Raw genomic sequence first — 13,670 nt, 5'->3', positions numbered from 1 at the left:
CCTCAACGCCTTCCAGATCGCCTTCGATGGCCGCCTGACCCCCACCAACCAGCGATAACCTAACAACCAAGATCAGCCGTTAAGTTGACACACCCGCACGCTCAGGTATAGAGGGGCACTGCTATCCGAGGATCGGCTCCACTGTGATGAGTGAATTCCGGTGAACTGCGCGGCCGCAAGAGGCAGGTGGCCAAGGGAGCGCGGGGGCGATCCCTGTGCGAGTCGAGGCCGTAGAAGCGGGTCCGCGATGCAGCGATCGACGATACTGAAGTGAAAACGTGTCATGGCGTCCGGTGCGGGGGCAGCAGTGCAGGATGAGAAGAGTGGTGTCGACGAGGGCGACACGGATTCGGAGCAGGGTGAACTTGAAGTACTCCTTGGTGGAGTCCATCAGGTTCTAGCGGATCTGTACCGGCACGCGGCCCAACTACTTGAACAGGCTGAATACAACAGAGCTGTTGTGTCGCTGATCGCCCACGCCGTGCGCGAGATCAGCAACAACCTCGCTCACCACCTCGGCCTCGCCGAAGGCGTGCAGCTACCTCCGCGGGCGGACGTCACCGCTGCGATGAAGAGTCTGGCCCAGATATACGAAGCTGGGAGCCACTGGGAGAGTCTGGCCTCGGAAGAATCCGGTGACGGTAAGCATGAAAATCTCAGCGAAGGGCGGGACTATTCAATCCAACTGCGGGAGGCCGTACAGGAGGCAGTCGCTGCGAATGCCGCAGCGACGGGCAATGCACAGCAGCTCCGAGCCTTCGTGGCCGCATGGGAGCTGTCTGTCGAACCCACGGCCACCTCAACGATGTTCGGCTCGGCTTTTGACTTTTTCATGAGCTACGCGCATCTGGATCGGGTGGGACAAGACCGCACGCCACCCAAGGCAGAGGTCAGGGAAAAGTTCGCCAAGTTCGAGACCATCGTCGCTGCCCGGCTACGCGGCTTCTTCGACGTGGGTGATGAACTCGCCGCCATCCTCAATCGAGCCAACTCCACGATGCCGCGACCTGAGCCTGATCACGGTCCGCGCCAAAAACCGGCGAAAGCCGACGACGCCTCACGGACGGCAGCCGACTACACCGATCCAGAAGCCAACGATGTGGAAGGCGTGGTGGCACGTACAGGCCACCTCCAGCATCGACGATTCTTCTACACGAAGTTGGAGAATCCGAACTGGGTCGCCCCGCTGACGCGGCACCAGGCGTTCAAAACTGTGCCTCGGACAGATGGTCGCAGTCAGCTCAGCATGGACGGCTGGCCAGAGGGTGAATACCTGGCCAAGATCGCTCGCCTCGCCCCGGATGAGGTATTTGCCGCTGTGAAGCCGGCGCTCACCAGCGATCACCCCGTCGTGCAGAGGATCGTGCTCGACCTCGCGGGACAGCTACCGCTGGAGATGGTCGTCTCGCTCCTGCCCACGATCCGCCGCTACCTGCAACTGCCGTGGCTCGTGTGGCTTGACCCCCTCAAAGTGGTCACGGTCGTCCGTCGGCTTGCCGAGGGCTCCAGGACGAAGCAGGCTCGCGCGCTTGCACAGATTCTGTATCGGCCACGCCCTGCGGGAGATCCAAACGCCGATCCGGAGACGACTCTTGAGCCCTACTGGTATGCGCAGACCCTTCCGGACACGCTGGCCGCGCTCGGCACCGAGCCGAAGGTTCTCGCGGGGGTCGTCGGCTGGCTTCAGGAGTGGGTGAAGGCAGCCCCGTACCAGGCATATATGAAGTCGATGTGGCGTCATTTGATCGCCGGCGATCAGCAGCTGCGACACCCTGAGCCCGTTGGGCATGCGCTGGTGGACGGGGTTCGAGATCTGGCCCACATGCTCGTTGATGCTGGCCACCCGTTGTCCGACATTGTTCCGCGCATCGACCTTGCGAACCTTGATCCAGACGATGCACCGATCTTTCGGCGCCTGGCCCTAAATGTAATCACCTACGCGGTGCTCTCAGGACCAGGTGAGGCAGGAGATGACGGCAACCTCCAGATCGCATTCGAGTACCTCACTACTGCCGAACTGCTCCGCGGGCAGTACCGGCCCGAGTACCTACTCCTCGCGAGATGCGTGCTGCCGACCCTGACCGCAGACCAGATCACGTCTTGGAAGAAGCTGGTCGAGGAACCGCCGCATCTGTCCCCAGAAGCCGTCGGAAGGATGCTGGGCGGCTTCGCGGGCGAGCCTACCGAGGCGTCCGCAGAACAGATCGCCGACTACGTCAGCCTCTGGCAACGTGACCTGCTAGCTGGTGTCGGGCTCGAATCTTTGCCGGATGCATTGCATCCCTGGCTCGATGACCTGATCGCACGGCACGGACAACTACATGAGCCACTCGACGGCGAGGCCCGCGGCGGCTTCGCAACAGGGCCGACCAGCCCCCTATCCGATGCGGACGCGAGGGGTATGGACCCTGAAGATCTCGTGGCCTTCGTACGCACGTGGGAACCCAGTGACCCCGTGGATTGGAGATCGGTATTCCCCGCCTCGTATGACGGTCTGGCTGGCAGCATCACCCGCGCGGTTTCGGCGAACCCCGAGCGGTATGCCGCACACGCTGAGCAGTTCATCGGACTGCGCAGCTCATATATTCAAGCCTTGTTTGACGGCTTGACGCAGGCGATCAGCCAAGGTCAGGGCTTCGACTGGGAGCCGGTGTTGAAACTGGCATGGCACGCTGCCGATCAGACTGGCGACGGCGGTCAGAGCGACACATGGGACTTCACGCATCAGCAGGTCGCACGCTTTATTCAGTCCGGCACCGACAACGACGACCGCGCCCTTGCTATCCCCGTACAGCATTATCAGGCTACCTGGAAGGTGCTTGAACTCTTGCTCCGAAGCACGAACCCTGCCGGGCAGGCCGAGGATGACTCAGGGAGTGGATCGAACGACCCCATGACCGAATCGGTGAACACCACTCGACCAGTGGCGTTGCGGGCTACTATCCACCTTCTCGCCGCCTGCGGGAAGGCTGCCGTCGAGTCAGCTCCCGAAAGCAGCGCAATCGGCATCGTCGACGAGATCCTCGCCGCCCTCGAAGAGCACGTCGGCCCGGAAGCCGATGACAGTCTCGCCGTCGCCGCGGTTTTCGGAGAAGGCATCGGACCTCTGTTGTCTTTCGCATCTGAGTGGACGACCACACGCCTGGCACGCATCTACGGACCCGCAGACGGCAGCAACACCACCCCGCTGCATCAGGCATGGTTCGACACCGCCTGGGCTGTGACCATCGTCGGCTACGAGCCATCCCGAGGTCTATACGAGCCGCTCAAGCCCTGGTACGCGATGCGCATCGGGCAATTGGATACCACCCAACCTGAGATCGTTGTCGGGATCAGCATGAGGTCACCCCGCCTGACCCTGGCCGACCACATCCTCGTGCTCTACGTCAGCGGTCAGCTCACCGACGGACTGCACGACCAGGTGCTTGTCGACTTGTTCGCCCATGGCGACGGCACCATCCTCCGTGATGCTCTTGGCCATCTGGGTTGGCGGCTGGGTCGCACCGAAGGAGACGTCTCGGAATCGCTCCTGGAGCGATTCCGCACTCTGTGGGACTGGCGTGCCCTAAGTGTCGCTCAAGCTGGCGCTGACCCCGAGGAACTCCTCGACTTCTACTGGTGGATTGCCGCTGACCGCTTGGAGGCGGGCTGGTGGTTGCCGCACCTGGCAGCCGTAGCCTCGGACTCGCGCTTCCATGCCCACGAGATGCTCGGCGAGCCACTAGCCAAGGCTGCCGCCGACGACCCCGAGCAGGTGCTCGGGATCTTCAGCGCGCTCTACGACCTCGGTCGACTGACAAGGCATTCACCCGACCTGATGAGGCACGCCCCTGCCATCCTGAAGCCAGCCCTGGACTCCGGGCACCCGGACATCGTCCAGCGTGCCCAAGACCTCGTCGGGCGAATGGGTCAAGACGGCCACACAGATCTGATGGACCGCATTCGAGGGCTTCGTGACTGAGGCATCATCGCGCCGGTAAGGGAATCTGCTGCGCGAGGGTTCTACCCCCTTGGTTGAACTGCGGAGACGCAGCCGCTGCTGTGGTGAGTGTCCAACTCATCCGGTCCCAGGGGCCATGGAGGGGCCACAAGGACAGGAAGACATCGACAAGGACCACACAGGACTGACACGGATCAGCGCGCCTGACCTGCGAAAACAGCAAAAATGAGCGTTGATCGGCAAGGGCCGCCAAGATCCCCAATGGACTCATAATCCGTCGGCCGTGGGTTCGAGTCCCACCCGCCCCACCAGCGCAGGGCTGTGACCTGCGGAAACGTTCATTTTGTCCTGTCGGATCGTCAACTTCGCCTGAACGGACTGAATCCGCTGCTCGCGGGTTCGGGGCCACGGTGGCGTGTATCAGCTGGCGAGAGCCTGACCTGCACTTCTGCGGGCTGACAGGTGAGCGCGAGGGTCGTTTTTGGTGGCTGTGCTGCGGCTGAGTCGCAGATTGAGGCCAACCTGAGGCCGAACGAGCGGGAAGCGTCCGCAGGATCGCGCGCCGAGGCACGTCCGTAAGCCCACCGGAGGGTGCGGCCGCATGTGATCTGGAGTGTCCCTGTGGCCGTCGAGGAACGCCGCGACGCGGCGGAAGCCGGGTTCGTGGGAGGCGAGCGCATCGCGGCGGCCGATTCCGAAGGCGAACCCCGCGGTGTGGAGGAGGCCTGGCGTGCGGTAGGCGGCGAGGTCGCCTTGCCGGCCGTGCGGGCGACGCGGGGAGCGGTTCGCCGGTGGCGCCGGCCGCGTCGCATCGGCCCAGGGTTCGATGGTGTACGTCACCGCGCCGGCCAGAGGCCGCAGCAACTGGGTGGCGGCACCGAATGGACCCGGCGATGAAGGCCGCGCGAGCCGGGTCAGGCCTCGTGAATGCGCCGCAGCAGACGACGACCGACAAAGGCGGCGACCAGGACGCCGAGGGCGTTGAGTACGTACACCTGCTAACGGGAGATTTCGTCGTAGAGGGTGGTGATGTGGGTCCCGGCAGCGCAGGCCGACGTCGCCCAGGCGGACGCCAGCCCTGTAGGGGCCAAGTCTGCGCAACTCGCCTTTCGCGGGGCTTTCTGTTGCTGCGGAGGGATGTCCAGGGTCTGGATGAGCTGGGCCAGTCCTTCGGCGAGGAGTTTGTCCGGGGCGAGAGTCTGGGGTCGCAGGCGGCCGCAGATCTCCAGTGAGACCAGGCCGTGCAGGTGGCTCCAGATGCGCAGGGCGAGGGCGAGAGCGGCCGGGAGCAGATCGGGGAAGGCCGGCCGGACTTTGTCGAGGAGGCCGGCGTCGAAGTCCGACCAGGTGAAATCGCTGGCCGCGTAGCGTTGTGCGGCGTGTGGCCAGGCCGCGTCCGCCAGGGCGGTGATGCTGGTGCACATCCGGTGGGCGGCGTCCGGGGCGGCACCGCCTTCCGGGGGTCGGTAGCCGGGGACGGGGCGCCGTAGATGAGGTCGAAGCCCTCGGGGTGGTCCAGGGCCCAGCCGCGGAAGGCGTTGGCCCAGGCATGAATGCGGGCGGCTGCGTTCTGTGCCGGAGCGTTCTCGCAGCCGGATTCCACGGTGTCTGCCAGCGCGGTGAACACGTTGTTGATCAACACGATGTTCTGGTGACCGCTCGCCCCCCACACCGTGAGGACGGCTGCGGCATCGGCGACCCGGGGGCCGGGCCGGCCGCATTGGCCTGGCCTGTCGCCGCTCGGCGATCTCGAGCCACCCGTGACAGCGAAGACACCGAGCCGCACCTCATCGACACCAGCGCGTGTCGGGCGCCCGCAATGGGCTGGCGACCCGGCCGATGAGACGTCTCTGCCTGGCCGCCTTCAGCCATCGCGATGAAGCGAGGGCCGCCACCCATGCCGCCTCACCCAACTTCAAAAAGGAATTCACCTCTATGAGCCTGTCGTCTGTTTCCAGCGATTCCGCCTGCTTCGCACCGGTCTCCCCCGGTGAGATCCAGCTCGCCAACCGCGTCGTCATGGCGCTGCTGACCCGGTCCGGTGCTTCCGGAGCACTACCGGCAGTGGGTCGGGCTGATCATCGCCGAGGGCACCTACCCGACCAACGTGTCGCGGATCGCCATCGGGCAGCCGGGCATGGCCACCGACGGGCAGCAGGCCGGCTGGTAAAGGGTGGCCGAGGCGGTGCACGCCGAGGCGGCCGCATCGTCATGCAGCTTTGCACTGCGGCCGCGCCTCCCACCCCGACAACGACCACGGCCGAGACGTCATCGCCCCCAACCCGGTCGCGGTGACGGGCGAAGCACACCTGCCGTGGCTGGCGTGGCCGGTCGACATGGGGGGAGCAGCGGAGCCAGTTCGAGGTTGTCGCTTGCCCACCGGGTGACCGTCCCGGAGGGCCGTTGCCGAGCCCCGGGGGCCGTATAGGGTCCGGGGCGGCTCAGGCCGATGCCGTGCTGGATGTGTTCGCCACATGCAACCCGGCCGAGTTCGACCGCCTACAGTAATGCCCCCGACCTGCCGGGTGATCGTGGCCCCATCTCATGGCCGGCGCCAGGCCTAGCTGCGCGGCCGGTTGCCTGCGATAGTCACGATCGTCCCGGCCAAGGGACAGCATCCGAGTCACGTGCCGAGCGGAAGCGTGCCTGGCTGCCGGCCACGGCCAGCGGTCACCCGTCCGACAGGACAGCCGCTGAGCACGGCCCTCTGACAAGTTCACGCCACTTTTTGGCTGGGCGCTCTGATCGGTCTCTCTGGTCAGGCGTTATGCAGTGTGCTCTCGCAGTTGTCCCAGGGGCTTTCGGTCAACCCACTGGCCGCAGGTTTCTCTGCTGTCCCACCAGCCGAAGATCCCCCAGTCGTACTTTTCCTGGCGTGGCCACGGGGGGATCCACCATGCGTGTAGGGGCACGAAGATTTTTCGTCACGGTCGTGACTCTGGTGCTGGTCGCCGTCGCTGGTGTGGCACCGTCCTGGGCCCTTCCGGACAAGGCCGCCGCATCGCTCACCTCTTCTGCCGTGAAGCCGAGGACAGCGGCTGACCTTCCCAAGCCGCCGAAGGCGATGACCTTGGCCGCGCGGCGTGCCCAGGTGGCGAAGGAGCGCCTTGCGCTGGCGCCTGCCGGTGCTTTCGTGCGTGCACGGCACCACTCGGCGTCGGACAAGCCCGTACCGCACTCCGCTGAGCGGCCGTCACACGCACCGGCGTTGGCGCCGCGGTCCTCGGCCGCGGTTCCGCCGGATCCGGCTTGGGTCGATTCCACTGCTGTGGCATATCCGGGCACCGTGGACATCGGAGGCCACTTGCATTTCGCGGCCGGCACCAGTGCCGCGGACTATTCCGAGGTGCTGCTGTTGGTCCGGGACTCCTCGGGTACCACTGTGGTGGCCAGGGAGGTCACCCGGGCCAATGACGACCCGGTAGGGAAGCATGACCCGCTTATTGCGTGGTGCTACGACTGGTGGCCCAACCATGGCGGTTACCCGCAGTTCAAGGACGAGTGCTTCTGGGATGCGTCGAACGGTGCCGACGGACCATTGCGGGACGGGCAGCAGTACTTCGCCCAGATCTACCTCAGGAGCACTGACGGGACCTGGAGCGCCAACGGTACCGACTCGCCGTACGTGACCGCCTTCTACACCCCGGACATCCCGGGTGCGCAGGTGGGCATCTGCACGTGCTACGCGCAGTCGCACCGGGCAGACCCGGTGAACACCGCCACCGGCACGTACTTCGAGAAGGCCACCGACGCGCGCCTGGTCGGTGTGGGCAAGCCGCTGTCCCTCGACCGCTACTACCGCTCGGACTCGACGGGCGCGGGGCTGCTGGGGCCGGGCTGGACGACGCCGTTCGACTCGAAACTGACGCTCGGCTCAAGTACCGCCACGCTGGCCACGGCGGACGGTTCGCAGGTCGTCTTCGCGAAGCAGAGCGACGGCACCTATGCGGCGCCGGCGGGTACGTTCTTGAAGCTGACCGTGTCCGGGGGGACGTACACGGTCACCGACCAGAACCATTCGGCGAGCGTGTTCAACAGCAGCGGCCAGTTGACCGCGCTGAACGACGCCAGCGGTCATGGTCTGGCTCTGTCGTATTCTTCGGGGCGTTTGTCGTCGGTGACCGATGCTGCCGGACGCTCCACCGCCTTCACGGTGGGGTCGGACGGGCTGCTCAGCAAGGTCACGCTGCCGGACGCCACAACGGTCGGATACTGGTACACCTCCGGGTTGCTGACCTCGGTGACCGACCCTGCGGGCAAGACGACGGCGTACGGGTACGACTCGGCGAACCGGCTCACCTCCGTGACGGACCCGACCGGCGGCAAGATCGTCAACGGCTATGACGCCAGCGGCCGGGTGACCAGCCAGACGGACGCGAACGGCAAGAAGACCACCTTCACCTGGGACGGCAGCACCACCTCGAACACCACCGACGCCGACGGCGGGGTGTGGTCGGACGTCTACGCCGGCAACGTGCTGATGGAGAGCATCGACCCCTACGGCAACCAGGTCTCCTACGACTACGACCAGTCCCTGCACCCGGTGGACATCACCGACCGGCTCGGCAACACCACCACGATGACGTACGACAGCGCCGGGAACATGCTCACCCGCAGCGCACCCTCTTCCGTGGGCTCCAGCGAGAGCTGGACGTACGACGCGGTCGGCAATGTCGCCACCCACACCGACGGCCGGGGCAACAAGACCTCGTACACGTACAACTCCGCCAACCAGGTCGCCACGGCCACGGACCCGGCCGGGAAGGTGAGTTACACCTACACCTCGCTCGGCGCGCTCGACTCGGTCACCAGCCCGCGGGGCGAGAAGACGAGCTACGGATACGATGCGGCCGGCAACCGGACGTCGGTTACCACGCCGCTCGGCGAGAAGACGACCTTCACCTACGACGCCGCCGGCCACATTCTGTCCAAGACCGACCCACGCGGGAACGTCACTGGCGCGGACCCGGCCGCCTACACCACGGCCTATGGCTATGACGCGCGCGGACTGCTGTCGTCCGTGACCGACCCGCTCGGCAATGTGACCAGCTACGGCTACGACGACGCCGGGCAGCTCGCCTCCGTCAAGGACGCCACCGGCCACACCACGTCCTACACCCACGACCCGGCAGGCAATGTCCTGACCAGCACGGACCCCGCGGGAAAGGTCACCACCAACACGTATGACGCGGCGGGCAACCTCGCCTCGGTCACCGACCCGCTCGGCGACACCACGACCTACGCCTACGACAAGAACGGGTTGTTGCTCAGCACGGTTTCGCCGCGCGGCAACGTCCCAGGGGCCAACAAGGCGGCCTACACCACCAGTTACGGCTACGACGCGGGCGGCAACCAGACACAGGTCACCGACCCGACCGGAGCAGTGACCAAGACCGCTTACGACGCCCTGAACCGGGTCGTGTCGGTGACGGATCCGCTGGGCCGCGTCACCAACACCAGCTACGACGGCAACGGCAACGTCGCAACCACCACCGATCCGCTCCGGAAGGTGACGACGTACACGTACGACGCGGCCGACCGGCGGAAGTCGGTGAAGGACCCGTTGGGAAAGGTCACGTCGTACGGGTACGACACGGACGGCGACCGCACCAGCCAGACCTCGCCGCTCGGATTCGTCACCTCCTGGACGTTCGACGCCGACGGGCGGATGCAGACCAAGGTCGATCCCCGGGGCAACGTCTCCGGAGCAGACCCCACGAAATACACGACGACGTACGGCTATGACCCGGCGGGCAACCAGACGACGGTCACCGAGGCGCTCGGCAAGAAGACGGTCACCGCCTACGACGCGATGAACCACGCCACGTCGGTGACCGACCCGCTGGGGCGTGTCACGAAGACCGGCTATGACGAGTTGGGCCGGATCGCGAAGGTGACCGGCCCGGACGGGTCGGCGACCAGCTACACCTACGACGTCACCGGAACGCTGGCGACGCGGAAGGACCCCAACGGACACACCACGTCGTACGCCTACGACGATGCCGGACGGCAGAAGGGCATCACCGACCCGCTGGGCCGCAAACAGTCGTTCGGGTACGACGAGGACGGCAACACCACCACGGTCACCGACGCCCGAGGCATCACCGCCACCACCACCTTCGACGCGCGGAACCTGCCGTCGGCGACGACCTACAGCGACTCCACTCCGGCCCTCGGCTACACCTACGACACCGCCGGACAGCGCAAGACCGTCACCGACGGGACCGGCACGCGGACCTACGGCTACGACGCCGACGGCCGGCTTACATCGGTGACCCCGTCGGCGGGCAAGGGCGCCTTCTCCTACACCTACGACGACGACGGAAACATCACCTCCCGCGCCCAGGACTACACCGCCGGTGCCGCACTCGACTGGTCGGGCGCGGCTCAGACGGCCTCCGCGGACCTGAACGGCGACGGCGTCACCGATGTGATCCGCACCGACGCCAAGAACGGCATCCGCACCTACCTCGGCCGCCCGGACGGCACCTTCACCGCGGGCGCCACCCTCACCGGCACCGGTACCGGGTTCACCCAGATTCTGCCGATCGACTTCACCGGCGACGGCAAGACGGACCTGCTGGCGATCGACAAGTCCACCGGTCACCTCTACCGCTACAACGGCAACGGATCCGGCGGCCTGGCCGCACCCGCCGACCTCGGCACCGGCTGGGGCGTGATGACCCTGACCGCCGGGGACTTCAACGGCGACGGCAAACAGGACTTCCTCGCCGTCAGCTCCTCCGCCAACGAGATGTACTTCTACCCCGGCAAGGGTGACGGCACCTTCGGCACCCGCACGGACGTCGGCGCGGGCTGGTCGGCCTACCGGCTGGTATCGCTCGACTACAACGGCGACGGCAAGCTCGACGTACTGGCCGTCAACTCCGGTGACGGGCACCTGTACTTCTACCCCGGCAAGGGCGACGGCACCTTCGGTACCCGTACCGACCTCGGCGCCGGCTGGGGCAGCATGTACCTCACCCCTGGCGACTTCAACGGCGATGGCAAAACCGACTTCCTCGCCCGCGACACCGCCAACAACAAACTCCGCTTCTACCCCGCCAACGGCACCGGCGGCTTCGGCAGCTACATCGTCCAGGCCGACGACTGGACCCCCTACGGCCAGCCGCTCACCGGCACCTACGACGCCGGCACCACCCGTGACATCGTCGCGGTGGACACCTCTGGGCACCTGCGCCTGTGGCGCGGCGATGGCACCGGACACCTTACCGGCGCGGCCGTCGCCACCGCTCCGGCCTCAGGGCAGACGACGACGTACGGCTACGACGACGACTCCCGCCCCACCTCCCAGAACGGCCCGGCAGGCAACATCGCCTACGGCTACGACCAGGCGGGCAACCTCACATCGACCACCCTGCCCGCCGCCAACGGGTACACGGAGAAGCGGTCCTACGACAACGCCGGCCGCCTGACCTCCATCGGCAGCGTCAAAGGCGCCACCACCCTGGCCAACTGGCAGCTCACCCTCGACGACACCGGACAGCCCACCCGCGTGGACGTCACCCGGCTCGGCAAACCCGCCTCGTACGAGTACTACGCCTACGACAGCGCCGGACGGCTGCTCACCGACTGCACCTCCGCCACCGCGGCCGCCCAGTGCCCCGACACCACCGCAGGCACCACCTACACCTACGACGGCGTCGGCAACCGCCTCACCTCCACCACCGGCACCACGGCCACGACCTACACCTACGACGCGGCCGACCAGCTGAGCACCGCCGTCACCGGCACCACCACCCGCACCTACAGCTACGACAAGGACGGCAACCAGACCGGCGACGGCACCAACACCTACGCCTACGACGCCGCCAGCCACCTGTCGTCTCTGACAACCCCCAGCGCCACCTACACCTACGGCTACGACGCCGACGGCAACCGCACCACCGCATCGAAGACCGGCACAGGCCTGCAGCGCATCACCGTCTGGGACCCAAACAACGCCCTCCCGCAGGCGGCCGCCGACTACACGGGCAGCGGCACCCTGACCGCCACCTACCAGTACAACCCCCTGGAACAGATCCAGTCCCAGACCGCACCCAACGGCGCGGCGTACTTCCAGCACCACGACCAGCTCGGCTCGGTCACCGACCTCACCGACGCCACCGGCAGCCTCCAGTCCAGCTGGACCTACACCGCCTACGGCCAGGCCACCCAGACCAACACCGCCACCAGCCCGCCCGCCAACCCCTTCACCTACACCGGCCAGTACACCGAACCCACCACCCCCGCGGCCGGCTACAACCTCCGCGCCCGCAACTACGACCCCACCACCGGCCGCTTCACCACCACCGACCCCATCCAGCTGCGGCAGGCCGAGCCCTACACATCCCCCTACAGCTACACCGGCGACCGGCCGACCTACGCCGTCGACCTGTCCGGCCAGAGCTGGTGGGACCCGATCACCAGCCGCCTCGAAGCATTCGGCACCGGCCTGAAACAGGGCGCCGAACTCCCCTTCACCTTCATCGGCGACCTCGGCGACGCCGTCTCCGGCCGCAACGGCGGCGCAGGCGCCTTCCTCGACAAATACCTCCCCGTCCGCCCCGCCTACCGCCTCTACCGCGCCGCCGACATGCTCCGCCAACAAGGCTGCGCCCAACTCGCCGACCAGTACGACGCCGCAGGCGACCAACTCACCCAACAGATCCTCCTCGTCGGCATCGGCGGACTCACCGGCTGGGAGCGAGCCGCTGTATTGCCGGAAGAGGCTGACATTGCGGTCGGGAACCTGAGATTCGGCCCCGGTGGCGGAGGTGTCACGCTCGGATACGGCGGTATCCCGTACAAGACCCCCATCACCCCTCGGCTCAAAGAACTTGTGAATCCTCAGGGTGGCGAGACGAACTGCCGTGCCTGCGCAGTGGCAGTGGATCGTCTACTGGCGGAAGGTGCGCCGTCTTCGGCGCCGGGTGCTCTCGAGGAAGGCTCCACCAAGCCGATCGAGGCGCTGTACGGGGGAAGGAAGTTCACGGCGTCCACGCTCTCGGGCATCGTCAATGAGATCAAGAGTGCGGGGGATGGGGCCAGAGGTATCGTCATGGGCCAGAAGGGAAGACGGGCACATGTCTTCAACGTCGTAAACATCAAGGGGGACGTTGTGTTCCTGGATGGCCAGTCAGGGCATGCTGATGTCTCCCCGTGGCGGAACTTCTCCCTCCTCAGGACGGACTGATGCTGGACATGGAGCAGGCGGCCAGGCTCGCCCAAGAGTTTCTCGACAGGGAAGTCAGCCACGAACGCATGGCCTTTGCGCTCGTCGAGGGAGAGCGTGCCCAGGTCGGAGGTAAGTACTACTTCGACTGCCAGTCGGTCGCCTACCTTCGCAGCGGAGATCCATCCGACATGGCCGTCGGCACCGGCTACATATGCGTGGATGGAGAGACCGGGCAGTGTCGGCTGATGGGGGCCGTGGAGTCAGCCAAACTCGATCTCTTCTGATGATGCCAACGGCCGGTCCGCTGGGACGTGAGTGACCTGGACGGCGTACTGTCCGTCCTCCCGTGCACCAGACGGTGTCGCCAGCGGCCATCTTGGGTTGTAGCAACTGCCGGATGAGAGGTGCGGCTGAGCCTTCCCCTTGATCGTGGACACCTGGAGACTGGGACCTGAGGTTCCAGAGGAAGTAGCACCAGGTGGGAAGCAAGTACACGAAGCGGTACACCGAGGAGTTCAAGCGGGACGCGATCGCGCTCGTCGACTCCTCGGG

General features: G+C 66.2%; 5 protein-coding genes. 4 read left to right on the top strand and 1 reads right to left on the bottom strand.

The annotated features are described in order from the left end of the window. Positions 1 to 307: 307 nt before the first annotated feature. Positions 308 to 3,961 (top strand): hypothetical protein, encoded by a 3,654-nt coding sequence (locus ACIRVK_RS43910; protein ID WP_404257531.1) that lies wholly within the window; start codon positions 308 to 310, stop codon positions 3,959 to 3,961. Positions 3,962 to 4,938: 977 nt separating this feature from the next. Here ACIRVK_RS43910 and ACIRVK_RS43905 read toward each other — a convergent pair. Then, entirely contained in the window at positions 4,939 to 5,364 is a 426-nt protein-coding gene (locus tag ACIRVK_RS43905) for a WHG domain-containing protein (protein ID WP_404257529.1), read from the bottom strand. Between the two features lie 617 nt (positions 5,365 to 5,981). Here ACIRVK_RS43905 and ACIRVK_RS43900 point away from each other — a divergent pair. The 3 genes from ACIRVK_RS43900 to ACIRVK_RS43890 all read left to right on the top strand — a co-directional run bounded on the left by ACIRVK_RS43900 (position 5,982) and on the right by ACIRVK_RS43890 (position 13,402). Beyond that, positions 5,982 to 6,110, top strand: a complete 129-nt coding sequence (locus ACIRVK_RS43900) for a hypothetical protein (RefSeq protein ID WP_404257527.1) — start codon at positions 5,982 to 5,984, stop codon at positions 6,108 to 6,110. 1,116 nt (positions 6,111 to 7,226) lie between these two features. Further along, positions 7,227 to 13,136, top strand: a complete 5,910-nt coding sequence (locus ACIRVK_RS43895; protein ID WP_404257525.1) for an FG-GAP-like repeat-containing protein — start codon at positions 7,227 to 7,229, stop codon at positions 13,134 to 13,136. Beyond that, on the top strand, positions 13,136 to 13,402 hold the full coding sequence (locus ACIRVK_RS43890; RefSeq protein ID WP_404257523.1) for a hypothetical protein: 267 nt from the start codon (positions 13,136 to 13,138) through the stop codon (positions 13,400 to 13,402). The genes ACIRVK_RS43895 and ACIRVK_RS43890 overlap by 1 nt, the downstream gene beginning before the upstream one ends. Positions 13,403 to 13,670 lie beyond the last annotated feature (268 nt).

Origin of the sequence: Streptomyces sp. NPDC101152 (assembly GCF_044768275.1) — a bacterium.
In the GTDB taxonomy this organism is placed as follows: Bacteria; Actinomycetota; Actinomycetes; order Streptomycetales; family Streptomycetaceae; genus Streptomyces.
The sequence above is the reverse complement of the archived record's forward strand: the minus strand, read 5'-3'. Positions and strand labels throughout refer to the sequence as shown.

Bases quoted from the DNA above. Each gene is read 5' to 3' on its own strand.
- ACIRVK_RS43905 (WP_404257529.1), bottom strand. From the start codon at position 5,364: ATGTGCACCAGCATCACCGCCCTGGCGGACGCGGCCTGGCCACACGCC.
- ACIRVK_RS43890 (WP_404257523.1), top strand. From the start codon at position 13,136: ATGCTGGACATGGAGCAGGCGGCCAGGCTCGCCCAAGAGTTTCTCGAC.